The sequence below is a fragment of the Bartonella sp. CL70QHWL genome, from assembly GCF_042194855.1.
Taxonomy (GTDB): Bacteria; Pseudomonadota; Alphaproteobacteria; order Rhizobiales; family Rhizobiaceae; genus Bartonella.
Genome location: NZ_JBHINJ010000008.1, coordinates 1 through 19,271, shown reverse-complemented (window position 1 = coordinate 19,271; position 19,271 = coordinate 1). Strand labels below are relative to the sequence as shown.

The following is a 19,271-nucleotide window of genomic DNA, read 5'->3' as shown; positions in this document are numbered from 1 at the left end:
GATTATAAATCATTATATCGTTTATACGCATGCATAAAAATTCATAAACCTATAAATATCCTTTAGATAAAATATCACTTTTATTTTTGTTTGTGAGAGAAGGCTAGAAATCAAGATCTGCATAGTGAGCACTTGCAACAATTCCGCGGATGCGATCTGTTAAAAGAGAACGAAAAGAAGGGCGTGATTTTATTCTCATATACCAGTCTTTGGCAGCAGGAGATTGTTCCCAGTCAATTTCCCCTAGAAAGTCAAGTACAGAAATAGAGGCTGCTGCTGCTAGATCTGCATAGGACAAGGCAGAACCGACTAAGCTATCGCGAGAGGCACAGAGCCAATTGAGATAGTTCATATGTGGTAAAATATTGGCACGTGCATTGCGTAAAATTTGTGAATTAGGGGCACCACCGCCAATGGCAAGTGGCATTTCACGTTTATGGATTCGTTCTCGTACGATATGGCGCGTTGCTTCATTTTCGAATTTATTTAAGAACCAGTCATTGAGACGGCGTACTTCCGCACGATCTAAAGGATTTTCCGGAAAGAGCTTATTTTCTTGTCGTAAACTTCCATGTGTTTCGTCTAAATATTCGCAGATAACAAGAGGACCTGATAATGGAACCTCGTGTTCATCGAGAAAAACAGGAACATGACCAGCGGGATTGAGGGCTAGAAATTCGTGTCTTCTTGCCCATTCATATTCTTCAATCAGTTGAGTGGTTACACCATATTCCCCAAGAATGAGGCGTATGAAGCGCGAGGCAGCGGATAGGGGAGAGTGAAAAAGTGTCAGCATAATTTACACTATCAAATAGAGTTGAAGAGAATTCTTTCAAGTAATCATTTTTATAAAGATGCTTGACTAGAAGTACAAGATCATTAGTAGCTGCTAGTAATTATAATTAATAAATTGTTAATGACTAGGAATTGTTCTCTTATGCGATGGTTTGCAAAATGGCAGCACGTAATTCTTCTAAACCGATAGCTTTTTCTGAAGAGGTTACAAGAAGCTCAGGATAAGCTGCTGGGCGTTTAAGAAGCTTTGTTTGTGTGCTCATAATTAATTTTTCCAAGGCATTTGATTTGATTTTATCGCTTTTTGTCAAAACAATTTGATAAGAAACGGCTGCTTTATCAAGGAGAGCAAGAACATCTTCATCATTATTTTTGATTCCGTGCCGTGAATCAATCAAGATATATACACGTTTTAACGTTGTGCGCCCCCGTAAATAGCTAAAAATCAAATTTTTCCACTCATCAACAAGATTTTTAGGAGCAGCAGCAAAACCATAACCAGGCATATCTACTAATGCTAGAGGGGGAAGGTCTCCTAGTTGCCCACTGAAGCCATCGGGGACAAAATAATTAAGCTCTTGAGTCCGTCCTGGTGTATTTGAGGTACGTGCTAAGCTTTTTTGTTGAACGAGTGCGTTGATTAAAGATGATTTTCCAACATTGGAACGTCCTGCAAATGCAATTTCTGGTGGTCCTTCGGGGGGGAGAAAGCGTATTGCTGGTACACCACGAATAAAAATCCAATTGCGAGAAAAAATTCCAGAAAGGGAAGAATCTCTTGTCATTCATGCACTTCTTTTTTGGGTGATCTTCTCCAGATGGCTTTCAGATTATCAAAAAGCTCAATTTTAACTCCTTGGCGCTTCATCATGATACTTTGCTGAATGATTGATAATATATTGTTCCATGCCCAATAGATGACGAGACCAACAGGGAAAGAGGCGAGCATAAAAGTAAAGACAACAGGCATCCATGTGAATATCATCGCTTGGGTTTGGTCTTGAGGAGCGGGATTCATACGCATTTGTAAAAACATCGTTATTCCCATAATCAAAGGCCATGCACCAATCATAAGAAATGTTGGCGTTGTATATGGCAAGAGACCAAACAAGTTAAAAAGAGAAGTTGGATCGGGTGCCGCTAAATCTTTAATCCAGCCAAAGAAAGGGGCATGGCGCATTTCAATGGTGATATAGAGAACTTTATAAAGAGCAAAGAATATTGGGAATTGAACCAACATCGGCCAACAGCCTGCAAGGGGATTTATTTTTTCGGTTTTATATAGTTCTATTATTGCCTTTTGTTGTTTGGTTTGGTCATCGGGATACTTTTCTTTTATTTCTAGCAACCGCGGTTGTAAAAGCTTCATGCGTGCCATAGATTTATAAGATTTATTGGCTAGAGGGAAAAGAAGAGTTTTTAAGAGCACTGTGACAAGAAGGATGGCTATACCAAAATTCCCTGTTTGTTTATAAAGAATATCAATGAGGGAAAACATTGGTTTGGTGATGAAATCAAACCAGCCCCAATCAATTAAAAGAGCAAACTTTTTGATTTTTAGGTCATTTTGATAACTATTAATAATTTCAACTTGTTTTGCACCAGCAAAAAGACGATTTGTAACAGTTTTTGTTTCATTTGGGGCAATCGTTAAAAGCGACCCTAGCAAGTCAGACTGATAATGTGTTTGCAAACGATCAAAATAAATAAAACGGCTTGTATATTCTTTATTTTGCGGGGGAATAACTGCTACAGCCCAATATTTATCGGTAATACCAATCCAACCTCCTGTTACTTTGGAAAAAGTCACGCTCTTTTGCCCATTATCAGGATTTGGGTCAAGCTCTGCTAAGGTTTTATATTTTTCAGTTTTGAGCGAATCTCCAGCAATACCTATCATACCTTCATGAAGTAAATAGGTTGCATTTGTATGTTCTGGTGGTGCAGCACGTGCAACGCGGGCATAGGACGAGAGATGTATTGGTTGATCACTTTCATTGCTGATAGAATCCTCAATGGTAAACATGAAATGATCATCAACAGAAAGGGTCCGTCGGAAGATTTGTCCCTGTCCATTATTATAAATTAAAGTGATAGGTGTTGAAGGAGTCAGGATTGTATTGTTTCCCTCTACTTGCCATTTTGTATCCGATTGTGGCAAGGCTTTTGCTGGCAAAGACGCACTTGCAAAACCAAATTCAGCAAGGTAGGTCGTTTTGAAACCTTTAGGGTTTAGCAAATCGATTTCCGGTGATTTTTTATCGACTGTTAAACGATATTTTTTGAGGTGAAGATCATCAAATTGTGCACCAACAAGATTAATAGAGCCTTCCAGTTCATTGGTTTGGATCGCAATACGCTCTGTTTTGGCCAATACAGCTTTCCGGATTTCAGGTGTCATTGGCTGTTCGATGATAGATGTTGCTTGATGCGTTGAGGTATCGTCAGAAAAATCCGTCGTGGTAGTAGAAAGGGCTGATTGTTGTTTTGACAATTGCTGTGTGATGACATGTTGTTTTTGTAACTTTGCTTGTTTGGGAGCAACATGAAGAAATTGCCATGCGATGAGCACTACGAAAGATAAGCCAATAGCGATAAAGAAATTGCGGTTATATTCCATCCGTACACCCTTGTTGTTGTTGCTGATGTTTTATTTTTGGTTTTATTCGCCGATTTAATTCACTAATCAAGGATGTAAAAGGCGCATGTAACACATCACGGTACGCTACAATGACATAATCTGTTCCTGCTTCCATGTGGTTTGTTACACCAACTCTCACGGCTTCACGCAAGCGCCTTTTAATACGATTACGTTTCACAGCATTACCGTTTTTACGAGTAACAGTGAAGCCTACACGTGCAAAAAGAGAATCTTTTCTTTCTGTTGTTTGTTCACGAGATTTAACTTCGAGCAAAAATAAAGGACCACGTCGTTTTTCTCCTGTACGGGCAGCCAAAAAATCTGCTCTTTTGCGAATACGGCAGGGATGTTTTTTCTTCATAAAAGAACATTTCGCAATTTCACTAAATGCCTGCAAGCAGGCATTAGAGGTTCATAATGAAAGTTTCACAACGAAGAAATGATGAGCAATTCTCAACGGTTGTGAAAATTTAAATGGTTAGGCAGAGAGCCGCTTACGTCCACGAGCACGTCTTGCAGCAATAACTTTACGTCCTCCAGCTGTAGCCATGCGTGCACGAAACCCATGGCGGCGTTTACGGACAAGTTTAGAGGGTTGGTAAGTACGTTTCATTTATTTAAATACCGCGGAGTGCGGCCCTTCTTAATCTTCGTTTTATGAGCAGTTATGCGCGAGAGGGATAATTTTATCCTATCATACGGCTGTTAACCCATAAGGAAAAATATAAAAAAAGTCAATCTTAGATTGTTTTTCTCTCTCTTGAAAGAATACAAAACACCTTATAACTGTCTGTGACACTTTATTTACAATACTGTAAGAGTGTTAGAAAATAACAATTGAATCTACAGAACGTAAATGGCTAGGGCGTTAAAGAATTAAAGAAAGTGTGACTGATTACTGTATGCTCAATTTAAAATATCCTTTAATATTAAGAGTTTTTTTTACAAAATTTTTATCAGAATATTCATTAAAGTGGTTGTAGCACAAACATGATTAATAGGATTTATATCAGATTTTATGTTTGAGCTTCTTTATTTAAGGATGATTTCATATTTTTAAAGAGAGTAAGATATAAGTAATGTATACTTTATAATGCTGAGTAAAGTAGAAAATTATCAGGTGATAAACCTGTAAGTATTTTTTGTTCTTATGCTTGTATTTGCTGGTATTTTTATAGAGAGGAAAGAACGTGGATCCTATCACAAGTGAAGCTGTCCGCAACGTATTACGTACAATCAAAGGACCAGATCTTGAAAGCGATATTGTGTCGTTGGGTCTTCTTTCAGAAATATTGATTGCTGATGGTAAGGTTTTCTTTTCTATTACAGTTCCTGATGGAGGTGTGCAAGAATGGGAATCATTGCGTCGTTCTGCTGAAAAGATGGTATGTGCCTTGGAAGGAGTGAAATCTGTTGTTGTCACACTTACAGCAGAAAAAACAACAAATGCAGTACCTAGACGGAGAGCAAATCTCTTACCGATCAAAATGCCCATAGAAGGTGTGCGGCATGTGATTGCTGTTGCTTCTGGAAAAGGAGGGGTAGGAAAATCTACGATGGCAGTAAATATCGCCTTAGCTTTACAAGATTCTGGTTTCAAGACGGGGGTGATGGATGCTGATATTTATGGTCCTTCGTTGCCACGTTTGACAGGACTTGTTAATCAAAAACCACAGCTTATTGGAGAAAAAAAGATTCAACCTCTTGAAAAATTCGGACTTAAATTGATGTCGATGGGATTTTTGGTTGAGGAAGAAAAGCCGGTAGTATGGCGTGGTCCTATGGTTATGGCAGCTGTAACGCAATTGTTACGAGATGTTGTATGGGGACCTCTGGACATTTTGGTCGTTGATATGCCGCCCGGTACAGGGGATGCACAATTAACGCTTGCTCAACAGGTACAATTAACAGGTGCGTTGGTTGTCTCTACGCCCCAAGATCTTGCTTTAGTGGATGCGCGTAAAGCAATAGAAATGTTCATGAAAGTCAATGTTCCTATTTTAGGACTCATTGAGAATATGAGTTATTTTATCGCTCCTGATACAGGAAAACGCTATGATATTTTTGGCTATGGTGGTGCACGGGCAGAAGCGGAACGTCGAGAAGTCCCTTTCTTAGCGGAAATACCGCTTGATGCGGCTTTAAGATTTTCTTCAGATGAGGGGGTCCCTATTTTTGTTGCTAAGCCTAGTGAAGAGCATGCTAAACTATATCGTAAAATTGTTGATCAAATAAAAAATCAACTCTTTTGAATGTTTTTTTAAGAGAGTTTATTAAAACACAATCATGAAAGACATAAAAATAGTTTCTTCTTTGTAAGGAGAAGTTTTAATGCGAGAATGGAGTATATTAGGTTAAATAAATAAAAAATTATTCATGCGTTTGGATAACCTGAAGGGGACACAAATTGAAGAGTTGGAGCCGTGAGGTAGAAAAAAATATTGGACTTGAGGCTAAAAGAAGACAGAAAATAAAAGTAATTTAGAAAAATTGTAAAAGGTTGTAAAAAATATTTTAATAATCAATTTTTTCATAAAATAGTATTTTTTCAGGTGTAAAAAAGCATTTTTCGATGTGAGTTTTCTTGATATACATCTTCAACATTTAGTTTTTTCTTATTGAGATGATAAAAATATTGGTCAAGTCTTTTTAGAAGCATTCATTTTTTGCAAAGTAGCCTCAAGAGCGGTTGTTAAAGCATTCCTTCCCCCTTGTTGAGAAAAGTAATTTGACAAAAATTCATTTGTTCCACCCTTTGTTGAAAACTCTTTTTCAAGCAGTGCAAAATCGAGAAATGCAGAATGATCCGTTGCTGTAATTTTACGCATTTCATCCGTAAGATTTCCAAACATCATAGTAAGGAATTCTGCTGATTGCTGTTTTTTTAACCCTTGTGTTATAAACCATTGATGGGCAGTTTCTATAAAATTAAAATATACTCCCATAAGTGAACCTGCTGTCATAAAAAGATTAAACTGCTCTTCCTTATCCAGCACTAATGTGCCCCCCAATGCATCAAATAAAGTGCGTAAAAAGGGATGATCGGGATAGATTGGTGTCAAATTTTTGCATTCTGCAACAAAAGGTAATGGAACAGCACGATAAACTTTATGATTAATCCACTCTTCTATTTCTGCTGCTTTTGCCATAGCAAGTACGGAAATAACCAGCTGTTCTGGACGAAAACAAAGAGAGCGCAAAACGTCTTCTGCAATTTGATTGGGCAAGCAAAGAAAAACACAATCACTAACATCGAGCAACGCTTGGTTATTTTCAGCAATCATAACCGTATCATAGGTGCGTGAAAGGCGCTCTGCTGTTTGTGCATTGCGAGGCGAAACAATAATGGAAGAAACATCAAAGGTGCTTGTCATTAAGCCATTCACCATTGAAGCACTGATTGTACCCGTTCCTAAAAAGCCAAGTTTCATTTCTATTTCTCAGTTTTATATTTTTAAAGGAATCTCAATCAACATTTCAGGTGTTTTAACTAACATAAACGCTAATTGAAGAAGCAACACATAACATAGCAAGAATAATCAAGCCCAAATAGATTTTAGGCTTGTCAAAGAGAACGGCAAAAGCAGAAAACCAACCAACAACAGCTGCGGCTAATGCAAATAAAAAACCTGGTTTATTCATAAGCACAATATGCATTGCCATTAAACCACCAATAATGAGCGCTCCAAAAATAATGAGTAAACCTGTTGCAAACTTTTCATAATCATCCATATTTTGCTCCTTATAGCGCTCAATTATTACACACTTTTTAACGCATATGCACATAAAAACGAAATGTTTTTTATTGAATATGGTTAAAACGGGGGGTGTCTTTTATTGATCAGATGTAAAAAATGCAGGGATATGCTGTGGCCAACGCCAAGGTAAAATTGCAACCAAATCAAAGCGCACAGACAAAAGGGCATAATCTTTTTGCCGTGCGAGCCAAATATCGGCAGCTGCTTCAATTCGCCTTTCATTCATTCGGGAAACCGCTTCCATTGCTTCAGCCAACGTTGAACGTGCTTTAACTTCAACGATTAACACAAGATTTCCGCGTCGTGCAATTAAATCAATTTCCCCACATTTTGTTTTAAAACGCCTTTCGGCAATGTGAAACCCTTTGCAACGTAGCCACCAAGCTGCCAATTTTTCTGCACGTACCCCTCGATAAAAAGACTTTTGTCTGCGTTTTTTTTGCATCATTTTATGCATTTTTTAAAAAGATTAATCGCTGAAAAAGTTCCTGCTTTTTTAAACCGGTTTTTTTTGCAACAAAAGCTGCCGCTTGAGCAGCAGAATATGTCCGTGCGCGTTCTAGTAGCATTTCATCAATTTCTTGATCACTTATCACATTTAAAGAAGAAGATGATTCTCCTACAACTACAACAATTTCTCCACGAATATGTGCTTGTTTTCTGTAATTTTCCAACAAGTTCCCCAAATTGGAAACATCTACTGTTTCAAACTTTTTTGTTAATTCACGACAAATGGCAGCAGGTCGATCAGCCGAAAAAAGTGTGACCATATCCTGTAAAGTTTCAACAAGACGATGCGGTGATTCATAAAAAATCAAAGTTGCTGGAATCTCTTTTAATTGTTCCAACCGTTTTCGGCGTTGTAGCTTTCGTGCACTCAAAAAACCTGCAAAAAAAAAGCTATCAGTAGGAAGCCCTGTCGGTATAAGAGCGGCTAAAAGAGCGGATGCTCCAGGAATAGGAATGATTTTATGACCAGCTTTACGGGCCTCTTCCACCAATCGAAATCCGGGATCAGAAATAAGTGGTGTTCCGGCATCTGAAACAAGTGCTACTGTTTTGTTTTCTGCTAAAGCCGCTAAGAGCTTTGGACCCGCTTTTTGCGCATTATATTCATGATAGAGAAAAGTTTTTTTTTGAATACCGTAACGTTCTAACAAAACACGTGTTACTCGCGTATCCTCACACGCTAAAATATCAATTCCTGCAAGCACTTGCAAAGCACGAAGCGTAATATCTGCAAGATTTCCGATAGGTGTTGCCACAAGATAAAGCCCTGATTCTATAACGGGTGCAGAATAAGCATGCGCACCTATAAAATATGCTTTTTCACACATGCTCTTTTCTTTTCATTAAATTCTCCTCACCACAAGATTTTTATCCATACTCATAAGCCATTTTGGCTTATTTTTTACCAGCACATTTTTTATCATTACAAAGGCTTACCTTACTCGAATAATCGATTACACTACAATAAGATAATTTCATATTTAACGTCTTAATTTAACATTATTATCTATTTTGGTCCGCATTATTTTTTCCAGTAAAACAAATTCCAAATGTAATCAATATTCTATCAGCCCCATGATTTTCTATAAAGTTTTTCCTTCGAGAACCAAAAAACAATTTTACCCATGTTATCATCTCATGCTTGGTTATGCTCTTTTAAAAGCTAAGCTTTTTAGATTATTTTCATAATGCCGATTTTTCAAATATTCTATTGATATCCAAACTGTTTTTCTGAGCAAATATAAACAGACTCTTTTGAAGCACAAACAGTTAACTGGCAGCTGACTGTATTGTTATTGATTAAATATAAGCTCTTATCAGCAAAATACTTTATTTTTTCATATTCTCTATAGCTTTAACAGTATAATGAGTACCTTAGAAACGTTTAAGGCTAATTTTTATCTTAAAGATTTGATTTGTAATGGAAAATTTATTATTTTGCCTATTAATTAGGAGCTTTAAATATCGTAACATTATCTCAGCTCTTCTTATAGTCATTAATCAAAATTATTTTCGTGCATCTTGAAACTTTCTCAAAGCAAAGATTATCGCATCATTGGGGATCGCAGAGAAAATGATGCTGCTAGCTTGTACTTTTTATTTCGTAAATATAGAACTGTTCGTTCACAGGAGTGTATTATACCTTTTTCGGATAGTGTCGCGAAATAATTGTTTGATATGAGAGCTATCTCTTAAAAACAAGCCCATGATTGAACAACACAAGTCTGCTTTAATTTTGGATACCTTATTTTTTTTAAGGATATGCTCCTATAAAAAAACTTAAGTAATAAAAGCGGGGACAATACGTTATTTCTTCTTTTTAGAGGATATTGTGATGCTTTTGAAAGTTTAAAAACCAAATGGACAGATGATAGTAAAGAGGAAAACAGGTTTTTTCCTTTCAGGTTTCATATTCTTGCTAAATGAAACTGTATTTTCGTTTCAGAGATTACTCAAATAGAATATGCAATATTTTTGCTCTAGCTACAAAATCTGGAACGGCGTGCAGAGCTTTCATTCATCTTAATCTTTCTTTTAAATATACCACTATGTTCAATTTGGATGTTGATTTACAAGCAACAGCGAAAGCACAAGCTTTATAAACAAACAACTCTATAAAACGCGTCATAGAGTGGTTATGAAAGCTATTTTGGTTTTTATCAGATGTTTTGCTAATAGCGATAGTCTCCATGGCTTGGTATCTGCTTATTCTTACGGTATTTGCATACATTCATTGCAGTATATTGGTAAAGGGCAGTATATTGGTAAAGGTTAGATGCAAGACGATTATCTTTAATGCAAAAATAAAAGGTTAATGTAAGATTTTTTCGTGTCATTATCATTAGAAACATAAAAAGGGCTTGAGCAAGCATGCTCTTTATCTCTTTATCTCGCAATGTTTTTTCTACATTTGTTTGTGGTTTTCTTGAGTGAGCATTACTTGCCAAGTGTAGGAGAAAAAATAAACTTGAAGTGTACCTCCGTAGGTTTTGCTCTTGGCTAGTTAAAACGATTGATGTTTCTTATGAGAGGGCTAAAAGCATTTTGGATCATGTGGGAGAGGGGGTAAAGTAGAACGGGCTTATTTCCTTTCAGATTTTCGAGAACCGCGGTTTTTCCTTTATTGCAGAATTTTCAAGAATATATTCATTATTGTTTTGCCATTTAGATAAAAAAATTTTGATAAAAATATGTTATGTTTTTCTATTGAAAAAAGTCATGTGGTGAAGAGAGTATTTTATATGAGAATAGAGTTCTTTTTACATTGTGAAAGAACGTATGAAGGAAGGTGATTGATAGATTTCTGATCTGGGAAATATTTTTATTCAATGTGTTTTATATATTACAATTTTAGGAAAATGAACAATGATTATACATTGGGGAATTACATATTGGGATAGAAGGGGCCCTCATTGCCTTGCGGACAGATCCAAGTGATATTTTGGTTTGGATCTTTGATATCGCATGTTTTACAATGTATGCAATTTGAAGCGTTGATCATATAAGTCAGATGATCATTATCCTCTAGCCACTCGTAGACAGCGGCGGGACAATAGCGTGTAGAGGGTCCTCCATAGATCGCATATTCAGAGTCTTTTTGTTTTTTTAATGAGGCTATTTTTAAATGACAAGGTTGATTTTTTTCATGATGCGTATTGGAAAGGGCAACACTTGAAAGGCGATCAAAGGTTACAACGCCATCTGGTTTTGGGTAAGAAATGGGTTGAAATTTTTCTGCTGGTTCAAGGCATGCATAATCTTCCTTTCCATGGGAGAGTGTTTTAAATAAGGAAAATCCGAACAGTTGTTGCCACCACATATCAAAACCAGCAAGTTTAATTCCATATTTTGTCCCATATTTTGCCCAAAGCGGTTTGGCATTTCGCACTTTATAAAGATCTTTTCCAATGAGCCCTTTTCGCCATTGTTCTTCGATTTCTTTAACCTCATCATGGGCACGCCCTTGTGCAAGAGCGGTAGCAATTTTATCGGCAGCTAATATGCCAGATAAGATGGCATTGTGTGATCCTTTGATACGAGGAACATTGACAAATCCAGCAGAGCAGCCAATAAGCGCCCCACCAGGAAAGGTGAGTTTTGGTACAGATTGCCAACCTCCTTCGCTGATAACACGTGCACCATAGGAAAGACGCTTTGCACCTTTAAAGATTTTATAGAGTTTTGGATGTGTTTTAAAACGTTGAAATTCTTCAAAGGGAGAAAGGTAAGGATTTTTGTAATCTAAGTGCACAACAAAACCGACAGAAATGATATTGTTTTCTTGGTGATAAATAAAGCCACCGCCACCGGTATTATTGTCTAAGGGCCAACCAGTGAAATGTTGTACTAAACCGCGTTGGTGTTTGTTGGGGGCAATTTCCCAGAGCTCCTTGAGACCAAGACCAAATTTTTGTGGTTCTCGATTTTTGCTAAGATTAAAATGTTGTATCAGTTGTTTTGCAATTGAGCCGCGTGCTCCTTCCGCAATCAGAGTATATTTTGCCAATAAAGCCATCCCAGGCATATAATTTTTTCCAGGGGTTCCATCTTTGTTAAGCCCCATATCTCCGGTGAGAACACCAATAATAGCTCCGTTATCTTTTTGGATGATGGGTTCTGTTGCTGCAAAACCAGGATAGATTTCAACACCCAACGCTTCAGCTTTTTTGCTTAGCCAGCGGCAGATGCTCCCAAGCGAAACGATATAACATCCGTTATTTGATAAGATTTTAGGGTGCAAAATATTGGGAAATACTGTGGACTTTTGAGGCTTTAGAAAAAAAAATTGGTCCTGTGTGACAGGGGTTGTGAAGGGATGGTCGTTATCATTTCGCCATTCTGGTAAGAGTGTATCGATACCAATGGGGTCAACAACTGCGCCAGAGAGAATATGTGCACCAACTTCGGTCCCTTTTTCAACAATTGTGACAGAAAGCTCAGGATTAATTTGTTTAAAACGAATTGCGGCAGAAAGCCCTGCAGGTCCTGCTCCGACAATGACTATATCAAACTCCATACTTTCACGTTGGTCATGCAGAGGTGCTTTCATGGCTTATAAAGCTTTCTCCAATTCTGGAATAATTTGGTGGAGATCACCTACAAGGGTGTAATCGGCAATTTGCATGATGGGAGCTTCTTCATCTTTATTAATGGCAACAATAATTTGTGCATCCATTATACCGGCTACATGCTGGATTGCACCGGAAATGCCAACGGCGATATAGAGTTCAGGGGCAACGACTTTTCCTGTTTGTCCAATTTGCCAATCATTGGGAGCATAGCCTGCATCCACTGCTGCGCGGCTGGCACCTAAAGCAGCATTTAATTTGTTTGCAAGAGGAAGAAGCAGGGCCATAAATTTCTCTTGAGAACCAAGACCACGCCCGCCTGATATAATAACACGTGCTGAGGTGAGCTCAGGACGATCACTTTTGTTTGTCTCTGCTTTTACGAAAGAAGAAAGATTTGGATTGGGAGCTGGTGTTATTGTTTTAATGGGAGCAGAATTATTTTGGGAAGGCGTTGGGGTGAAAGAAGCGGTGCGAACTGTTATAATCTTTTTATAATCATTGGTGCGGACAGTTTCAAATGCATTGCCTGCATAAATTGGTCGTTTGAAGGTATTGGGTGAAAGAATGGCGGTAATATCTGAAATTTGCATAAGATCAAGAAGAGCTGCTACGCGCGGCATCACATTTTTCCCAGTACTGCTGGATGCTGCCATGATCACATCATAATCATTTGCTAACGTGAGAATTGTATCTGCCATAGGCTCGGCAAGTTGATGGGCTAAATAGTCTGCTTTTGCAATAAGAACTTGCCGCACACCATTAAGTTTAGCACTATTTTCCGCTATCGTTTGAATTTTTTCTCCGCAAACCAGAATATCGATATCATTACTGAGTACGCGTGCAGCGGTGAGTGCTTTTGCTGTTTCTTCTGTATTATGATCGGCCAATAAAAGAATTGCCATAAGTTTTTGCCCTTTTATGTGAGTGTTGCTTTTACTCTAGTGGTGAGAATATTAAATGCAGTTCTTCTGTTTTAAGGCTCTAACAAGTTCTACTACATTTGCCACTTTTATACCGGATTGACGGGGTTTTGGCTCTTCAACGCTTAAAATTGTTAAGCGTGCTTTCGTATCGACGCCAAGATCAGTAAGAGATTTTTGTTCAATGATTTTCTTTTTTGCTTTCATGATATTGGGGAGAGAGGTGTAACGCGGTTCATTGAGCCGTAGATCGGCGGTCATAACAATGGGAAGGGGAAGACAAAGGGTTTGTGTTCCATTATCAACTTCACGAGTAACTGTAGCATGCCCATTTTCTATGTTAAGATGTGAGGCAAAAGTTGCTTGTCCCCACCCAAGAAGAGCAGCGAGCATTTGTCCTGTTTGGTTGCTATCGTCATCAATTGCTTGTTTTCCTAAAAAGACCATATTAGGTTTTTCTTCATCAACAATGGTTTTGAGAACCTTAGCAATTGCTAAGGGTTCAAGTGTTTGATCCGTTGTGACAAGAAGTGCGCGATCAGCTCCCATTGCAAGTCCTGTTCGTAGAGTTTCTTTGGCTGCTTCTGGGCCAATTGAAACAAGAAGAACTTCTGAAATTTTACCGGATTCTTTTTGGCGAATGGCCTCCTCCACGGCTATCTCATCAAAAGGATTCATAGACATTTTTACGTGAGACAGATCAACGCCTGTATTATCAGGTTTGACGCGTATCTTGATGTTATAATCAACAACACGTTTGACAGCGACAATTATCTTCATAATGATCCTCTTTGTTTGTATGTCATAAGTTTATAGCAATACTCATAAGAAACCAAATTGTTTAGAATGAAGTCTCAATTTATAACTTGTGTTCTCTTTCATATAAGCTTTTTTTACGTTTACTTGTACTTTCTCGTCGTCATTTTCAATCTTCATATTTTTGCATTGCCATAATTGCCCTATTTGCTTGAATAAAAAGTAAAAAAATCAATTTGTCTTGTGAGAATATTTTTTTAGTTCCTTATGCTTTGTTTATGATGGTGCAATAGGTCCTTTATGCAATGAAAAATTAAGTAAAAAAGATAAAAATGGGGGAATGATTTTTCTCTTCAAATCTTGAATACAGAAAAATTAAAGATCTTTCTTTCAAATATTTTAGATAAAGATTGGGGAAAATATTTCTAACAAAAAAGTTTTTGGGAGTTCTTAAAGCTCTATTTACTAAAATAGAGCACACTTTCTCATCATTTATTGCGATTCTTTTCAAAAAGGTTAATGAGGGGTAGGCGTTTGTGAATACGAAGGGTCATACGATCGGCCAGGCAACCAAACAGGTTAGGAACGATAAAGTCTTTTCTTTTGTTGAACAGAAAGAGAGCATGGATACTTCTGTAGAAGTAACGATGTCGGATATTGCTCAAAAATTACGCACCGTTTATGCGCAAATGCAAATGAAGCATTCGCCTCGTTCTTTAATGCAGCAGAGTTCGGTAGAAGAGCATTTTAAATCTTACTTAGATGATATTAGTCGGGCCATTTTGGCTGAACATTATATACGTCGTCAAAGAGAAAAAAAGCTTTTCCAGTCTTTAGAGCAGATTAAAACAATTGTTCAAAGTTTGCAGAGTGAAAAAAAAAGCTTAGAAGAAGCAGCGGTAACACGACGGGTGTCTCGTTCAAAATCACCTGATTCTGTTGTACAAAAACTTGCTCACATGGAATGTGAGGGAAATCAAGAACGCTTATTACTTCAAAAGGTGCAAAATTTTTCGAAAGAAAACAGCATAATTTCACTCCAAACAAATGTTGAAAATACGGTGCAGCAAGAAGATAGAAGCCCTTTGCCCAGTGATGCTCTGAAATCTTCTTTTAAAAAGGTTGAGGGGGTAGTGGAGCATGCTGTGATAGAAGAAAAAGGTATGATGGGTGCTCAGGCATCTAATCATTGTATTGAGAATGATTTTTCTTCTTTAAGGACGCAGTCTCGGGAACATGTGTCGTTTTTATCTTATTTGCTAAAAAAAGGTGTTCTTTGTTTTTTAACCGTTGCATTTGTGGTAGCGATAACGTTATGTTTTTATAGCTTTTTAAAAGGAGCTCGTTTTTTTTAATTTTTATGATGTTGATGTTAATAGATGTGAAATGTATTGCGCATTCGTGTTTGTGCGGAAGCTATAGCAACTAAAATTATCCTTTTAAACACGCAACAGAGATTATTGGAAAAGAGGATAATTGGAGAAGGATTCTCTAATTGTAAAAAAACTCAAATTATCTTGAAGGTTCTGTAAGTGAGTATTTATTTACCAATTGCTGAAATGTCACTCAATATGCTGATCTTGATTGGTATGGGAGTCGTTGCTGGTTTTTTTTCAGGACTTTTTGGAATCGGTGGTGGGTTTCTCATCACGCCGTTATTGATTTTTTATAATATTCCTCCTGCTATTGCTGTTGGAACAGGTGCTAACCAGATGATTGCGTCATCTGTAACAGGAGCAATTACACATTTTAGAAGACGTACGCTCGATATTAAACTTGGTATTCTTTTGGCGATTGGAGGAGGGATTGGTTCTTTAATCGGGATTCAGGTTTTCTCTGTTTTGAAAAAGTTAGGTCAATTAGACTTAATGATTTCGCTTCTTTATGTGATTCTTCTTGGAAGTGTAGGAAGCTTGATGATCGTTGAAAGTTGGTATGATATGATGCGCAAGCGTAAGGCAGGAAAAGCCAATATTCGTCTTGCTGGTCGACATAATTGGATTCATCGCTTACCCTTAAAAATGCGTTTTCGGACATCTATGATATATGTTAGCATTATTCCAGTTTTAGGGATTGGTCTCATTGTGGGGTTGTTGTCTTCTATTATGGGAATTGGTGGGGGGTTCTTTATGATACCAGCATTGATTTATCTTCTGCGTGTTCCAACCAGTGTGGTGATTGGGACTTCACTTTTTCAGATTACATTTGTGTCTTCTTTCACGACAGTTTTGCAAAGTATGACTAATCAGTCCGTTGATATTGTCTTGGCTTTTTTGTTAATGCTTGGAGGAAGTATTGGTGCGCAATATGGAACACGGGTTGGACGGAAGTTAAAGGCTGAACAATTGCGTATGGCACTTGCATTTTTAGTGTTGATTGTGTGTATGCGTCTTGCTTTTCAATTATTTATACGCCCTGATAATCTTTTCTCTCTGGATATTCTTATGAGATAAAAATGGGTAGATTATTTTCTTTATACATCATTACAGGTTGCTTTTGTTTTATTTCTTTTTCTACATGGTCACATGTTGGGACGCCAGCTACATTCATTGATCAAGTTGACCACGAAACTGTCCAAATTATTGTAACAACGAATACGATTACTGTGGATGCAAATTTTGCTGGTCGTGATCTTTATATTGCTGGTGTTTTGGAAAATATTGATCCGTTATATTCTCGACAGAACCGTTATGATATTGTTGTAAGCTTGGAGGGACAAGATCGGACAATGGTGATGCGAGAAAAAAAACGCAATGCCGGTGTATGGGTCAATACAGATTCTCTTATTTTTAAAAAGGTTCCTCTTTTTTACTCTATGGTCACAACACGTGAAATTGACGATATTACGAGCATTGAAGATTATAAACGCTTAGGGTTAGGATTACTCTATTTGCCATTGCAGACGGATGAACAAGATCAGAAAAAAATACAAATCTTTCGCGATGAACTTATAAAATTGCAAAAAGCTAAAAGCCTTTATTATGAGGAAGTGGGTGGGGTTCGTTTTGGTTCTGACACACTTTTCACAGCGCATTTTCGTTTGCCAGCAAATATCCCGGTTGGACATTATAAAGTTCGTGCTTATCTTTTTCGTGATGGACAGTTTATTGATAGTGCAACAACGACTCTTGAAATTGTTAAAGCACATATCACCTATACAATTTTTTATGCAGCGCACAAGTATCGTTTTTTATATGGTATTGTTGCAGTGATTATTGCTATTACTACAGGATTTTTGTGTCGTTTGATTTTTCGAAAAGATTAACGCAAGGAAAATGTTAAGGCTTTTATTTTTTATGAAAAATTCGTAAGATAAGAAAAATAGGCACAACAACAATAGCTCCTGTCATAGTTATATGGAAGAAATTTGTAAGCGTTATAAATCCTGCTTCCCATAGTGATTGAAAAAAATCGACTATTTTTTGTATGAGGTTTCGAGGTGTCCATCCCAAAAAATTCATTACGATACCAATGAAGAATGAAAGGATAAGCAATTTTAGACTAACGCGGCTTGATTTTTCTCCAAGAAACGCATGAAAAGAATCTAATAATTTTTTTTTTCGCTTCATTTTAATATACTTTCAAAGATCGTGTTTTTTATTGTATTATCATGGTACAGCGATGTTATTATCATAAAGGAAAAACATTTTTTTATTTTTTCTTACTTTTTGAGTTTATCACCTTAGTCTGGTTAACGGTGCTGGTTTTTGAAATATACACATGTTTTATTGCATTTTTTGCGATATTTTCATGGCCCTTTTTTATTAAATAAAGGGATATTCTTTCGTTTCTGAGAATTTGTAGAGAAATTTTATAACGTTTCGATATTTCACATCAGAGTGAGAGTTCTAGTATATTGAAGATTTTGTAACGAACTTATTATTGTCGTGTATAGAAATAATATTTCAAGACAGTTTACTTAAAAAAAGACTATCTATTCTAATAAGGGTGTGCTTATATAAGTATTATATTTAGATATTTCAACCTTGGTGCATTGAAAAGATCTTTTTTTCTGAAAAAATGTAAGCAATGATAAGCAATGAATTGAGTGTTGTTAAAGGAGCAAAGATATTAAAAATACGATATTGAAAAAAGTTTTGTTATGTATATCCGCGTGAGGGAATGTAAGAGGTTTGTGGTGCCCGTGCTCCTTTTATTTGGAAATAAGATATAATTAGAAGCGGTTATTTAGTGGGGAATTATGGAAAAATTCAAAATTCCTCTTGCAGAAGGGGTAGAGGTGTTTCATGTTAGCCGATGGGTGAATTTTTCTGTTTTGTTAAAATATCAAATTATTATTAGGGTTCTTCGTTATTAAGGCGCTTGAGTTAACAGGGGAGAGCCCTTTGATGGCATAAAAACGCTAGAAGAAAGAAGTGACAAGCTTGCCTGATAATAGAGAAGAAGTCTTTGTCTTATCGCGTTCAATGGTAGACGTTGTAATATTATCAATAGATTTGTGATGGGTTATGTCATTCATCATATATTAAATTGCTTTTCGGTGCATATTGGGGGCTTGTTAAGTATGGACAGGAGAAAAGGTTGGAAAGTGGTGCTGTTTGAAAGTTTTAATACTTTGTTTTAGGGGCCTATGGATCGTCTAACCTTATGATTAAGCATGTTCTTGTTGCGTGGGAAATTTATATAATAAACTTTATTTAAAAGGAAAAGTTATGAACTTGAAGAAAAAAATATTGAAAGGGAGCAGCTTTCTTGTTTCTGCTTTTATTGCACTGGGGGTAGTTGGACAACAGGTTTCAGCAAAAACACCGGCTGATACCCTTGTGATGGCTTGGAATCTTGATGCAATCAGTACGTTTGATCCTGCGCAGCTCAATGATGTTTATGGAAGTGAAATTGTTCGCAATGTTTGTGATAACTTGGTGAGTACTGCGACAGATGATCCTGCTAAAATGGTTCCTGCTTTAGCAACGCATTGGGATGTTTCAGGTGATGATCACAGTACGATGATTACTTTTCATTTGCGTGATGGTTTGAAGTTTAATAATGGCAGATCAGCCAATGCCAATGATCTTGTTTGGGGTATGAAGCGGGTTGTCAAATTGAAGATGGGTAATGCGGCAATTTTTAATGAATATGGAATTGTAGAACAAAATGTTGATGATGCTTTGCAAGCTCCTGATAAGAAAACAGTTGTGATGAAATTTGATAAACCTTATCCAGCAGAACTTATTCTTAATAATATTGTTGCAAGTCCTGCAACAGCTTTGCTTGATCGTAACACGATTATGAAACACGAAAAAGATGGTGATTTGGGAAATCAGTATTTGAAGAGTCATGCTGCTTGTGTTGGTCCTTA

At 37.0% G+C, this 19,271-nt stretch carries 18 protein-coding genes; 5 read left to right on the top strand and 13 right to left on the bottom strand.

Annotated features, from left to right (window positions below; translation table 11 throughout):
* Positions 1-103: 103 nt before the first annotated feature.
* The 5 genes from ACFIJZ_RS05010 to rpmH form a co-directional block, all read right to left on the bottom strand.
* Positions 104-796, bottom strand: coding sequence for a glutathione S-transferase family protein (locus ACFIJZ_RS05010; protein ID WP_375631213.1), 693 nt, complete (start codon positions 794-796; stop codon positions 104-106).
* Positions 797-935: 139 nt separating this feature from the next.
* Positions 936-1,580 (bottom strand): ribosome biogenesis GTP-binding protein YihA/YsxC, encoded by a 645-nt coding sequence (gene yihA, locus ACFIJZ_RS05005; protein ID WP_273790710.1) that lies wholly within the window; start codon positions 1,578-1,580, stop codon positions 936-938.
* Positions 1,577-3,415 (bottom strand): membrane protein insertase YidC, encoded by a 1,839-nt coding sequence (yidC, locus tag ACFIJZ_RS05000; protein WP_375631212.1) that lies wholly within the window; start codon positions 3,413-3,415, stop codon positions 1,577-1,579. The genes yihA and yidC overlap by 4 nt, the downstream gene beginning before the upstream one ends.
* Positions 3,405-3,797: a ribonuclease P protein component gene (gene rnpA, locus ACFIJZ_RS04995; protein WP_273790712.1), complete on the bottom strand. Its 393-nt coding sequence runs from the start codon at positions 3,795-3,797 to the stop codon at positions 3,405-3,407. The genes yidC and rnpA overlap by 11 nt, the downstream gene beginning before the upstream one ends.
* 117 nt (positions 3,798-3,914) lie before the next feature.
* Positions 3,915-4,049 (bottom strand): 50S ribosomal protein L34, encoded by a 135-nt coding sequence (rpmH, locus tag ACFIJZ_RS04990; RefSeq protein WP_005864709.1) that lies wholly within the window; start codon positions 4,047-4,049, stop codon positions 3,915-3,917.
* 577 nt (positions 4,050-4,626) lie between these two features.
* Here rpmH and ACFIJZ_RS04985 point away from each other — a divergent pair.
* Entirely contained in the window at positions 4,627-5,688 is a 1,062-nt protein-coding gene (locus ACFIJZ_RS04985; RefSeq protein ID WP_273790713.1) for an Mrp/NBP35 family ATP-binding protein, read from the top strand.
* Between the two features lie 387 nt (positions 5,689-6,075).
* Here the strand turns inward: ACFIJZ_RS04985 and ACFIJZ_RS04980 are convergent, their stop codons facing one another.
* The 7 genes from ACFIJZ_RS04980 to ACFIJZ_RS04950 all read right to left on the bottom strand — a co-directional run bounded on the left by ACFIJZ_RS04980 (position 6,076) and on the right by ACFIJZ_RS04950 (position 13,975).
* On the bottom strand, positions 6,076-6,867 hold the full coding sequence (locus ACFIJZ_RS04980) for a pyrroline-5-carboxylate reductase (RefSeq protein WP_375631211.1): 792 nt from the start codon (positions 6,865-6,867) through the stop codon (positions 6,076-6,078).
* Positions 6,868-6,922: 55 nt separating this feature from the next.
* Positions 6,923-7,168: a hypothetical protein gene (locus ACFIJZ_RS04975; RefSeq protein WP_273790715.1), complete on the bottom strand. Its 246-nt coding sequence runs from the start codon at positions 7,166-7,168 to the stop codon at positions 6,923-6,925.
* 102 nt (positions 7,169-7,270) lie between these two features.
* Positions 7,271-7,639: a YraN family protein gene (locus tag ACFIJZ_RS04970; RefSeq protein ID WP_273790744.1), complete on the bottom strand. Its 369-nt coding sequence runs from the start codon at positions 7,637-7,639 to the stop codon at positions 7,271-7,273.
* A 4-nt stretch (positions 7,640-7,643) separates the two neighbouring features.
* A complete protein-coding gene (gene rsmI, locus ACFIJZ_RS04965; RefSeq protein WP_273790716.1) occupies positions 7,644-8,531 on the bottom strand; it encodes a 16S rRNA (cytidine(1402)-2'-O)-methyltransferase in 888 nt (295 codons plus the stop codon).
* A gap of 2,057 nt (positions 8,532-10,588) precedes the next feature.
* Positions 10,589-12,253 carry a 4Fe-4S dicluster domain-containing protein gene (locus tag ACFIJZ_RS04960; protein ID WP_375631210.1) on the bottom strand — a complete coding sequence of 555 codons (1,665 nt, stop codon included), beginning with the start codon at positions 12,251-12,253 and terminating at the stop codon, positions 10,589-10,591.
* Between the two features lie 3 nt (positions 12,254-12,256).
* Positions 12,257-13,177: an electron transfer flavoprotein subunit alpha/FixB family protein gene (locus ACFIJZ_RS04955; protein ID WP_273790718.1), complete on the bottom strand. Its 921-nt coding sequence runs from the start codon at positions 13,175-13,177 to the stop codon at positions 12,257-12,259.
* 51 nt (positions 13,178-13,228) lie between these two features.
* Positions 13,229-13,975, bottom strand: a complete 747-nt coding sequence (locus ACFIJZ_RS04950) for an electron transfer flavoprotein subunit beta/FixA family protein (RefSeq protein ID WP_273790719.1) — start codon at positions 13,973-13,975, stop codon at positions 13,229-13,231.
* 512 nt (positions 13,976-14,487) lie between these two features.
* Between ACFIJZ_RS04950 and ACFIJZ_RS04945 the strand changes: the two genes are divergently transcribed.
* From ACFIJZ_RS04945 to ACFIJZ_RS04935, 3 genes are all read left to right on the top strand, one after another.
* Positions 14,488-15,306 (top strand): hypothetical protein, encoded by an 819-nt coding sequence (locus ACFIJZ_RS04945; RefSeq protein WP_375631209.1) that lies wholly within the window; start codon positions 14,488-14,490, stop codon positions 15,304-15,306.
* Between the two features lie 177 nt (positions 15,307-15,483).
* Positions 15,484-16,404 (top strand): sulfite exporter TauE/SafE family protein, encoded by a 921-nt coding sequence (locus ACFIJZ_RS04940; RefSeq protein WP_375613503.1) that lies wholly within the window; start codon positions 15,484-15,486, stop codon positions 16,402-16,404.
* Between the two features lie 2 nt (positions 16,405-16,406).
* Positions 16,407-17,216 (top strand): TIGR02186 family protein, encoded by an 810-nt coding sequence (locus ACFIJZ_RS04935; protein ID WP_273790722.1) that lies wholly within the window; start codon positions 16,407-16,409, stop codon positions 17,214-17,216.
* Between the two features lie 22 nt (positions 17,217-17,238).
* Here the strand turns inward: ACFIJZ_RS04935 and ACFIJZ_RS04930 are convergent, their stop codons facing one another.
* Positions 17,239-17,520: a DUF6460 domain-containing protein gene (locus ACFIJZ_RS04930; protein WP_273790723.1), complete on the bottom strand. Its 282-nt coding sequence runs from the start codon at positions 17,518-17,520 to the stop codon at positions 17,239-17,241.
* A gap of 1,104 nt (positions 17,521-18,624) precedes the next feature.
* On the opposite strand from ACFIJZ_RS04930, the gene ACFIJZ_RS04925 reads away from it, so the two are divergent.
* Positions 18,625-19,271, top strand: a 647-nt coding sequence (locus tag ACFIJZ_RS04925) for an ABC transporter substrate-binding protein (RefSeq protein WP_375631208.1), incomplete at its 3' end; no start/stop codon positions are given.

Excerpts from the sequence above, each read along its gene's own strand:
- ACFIJZ_RS05010 (WP_375631213.1), bottom strand. The coding sequence starts at position 796 with ATGCTGACACTTTTTCACTCTCCCCTATCCGCTGCCTCGCGCTTCATA.
- yihA (WP_273790710.1), bottom strand. The coding sequence starts at position 1,580 with ATGACAAGAGATTCTTCCCTTTCTGGAATTTTTTCTCGCAATTGGATT.
- yidC (WP_375631212.1), bottom strand. The coding sequence starts at position 3,415 with ATGGAATATAACCGCAATTTCTTTATCGCTATTGGCTTATCTTTCGTA.
- rnpA (WP_273790712.1), bottom strand. The coding sequence starts at position 3,797 with ATGAAGAAAAAACATCCCTGCCGTATTCGCAAAAGAGCAGATTTTTTG.
- rpmH (WP_005864709.1), bottom strand. The coding sequence starts at position 4,049 with ATGAAACGTACTTACCAACCCTCTAAACTTGTCCGTAAACGCCGCCAT.
- ACFIJZ_RS04980 (WP_375631211.1), bottom strand. The coding sequence starts at position 6,867 with ATGAAACTTGGCTTTTTAGGAACGGGTACAATCAGTGCTTCAATGGTG.
- ACFIJZ_RS04975 (WP_273790715.1), bottom strand. The coding sequence starts at position 7,168 with ATGGATGATTATGAAAAGTTTGCAACAGGTTTACTCATTATTTTTGGA.
- ACFIJZ_RS04970 (WP_273790744.1), bottom strand. The coding sequence starts at position 7,639 with ATGCAAAAAAAACGCAGACAAAAGTCTTTTTATCGAGGGGTACGTGCA.
- rsmI (WP_273790716.1), bottom strand. The coding sequence starts at position 8,531 with ATGTGTGAAAAAGCATATTTTATAGGTGCGCATGCTTATTCTGCACCC.
- ACFIJZ_RS04960 (WP_375631210.1), bottom strand. The coding sequence starts at position 12,253 with ATGAAAGCACCTCTGCATGACCAACGTGAAAGTATGGAGTTTGATATA.
- ACFIJZ_RS04955 (WP_273790718.1), bottom strand. The coding sequence starts at position 13,177 with ATGGCAATTCTTTTATTGGCCGATCATAATACAGAAGAAACAGCAAAA.
- ACFIJZ_RS04950 (WP_273790719.1), bottom strand. The coding sequence starts at position 13,975 with ATGAAGATAATTGTCGCTGTCAAACGTGTTGTTGATTATAACATCAAG.
- ACFIJZ_RS04935 (WP_273790722.1), top strand. The coding sequence starts at position 16,407 with ATGGGTAGATTATTTTCTTTATACATCATTACAGGTTGCTTTTGTTTT.
- ACFIJZ_RS04930 (WP_273790723.1), bottom strand. The coding sequence starts at position 17,520 with ATGAAGCGAAAAAAAAAATTATTAGATTCTTTTCATGCGTTTCTTGGA.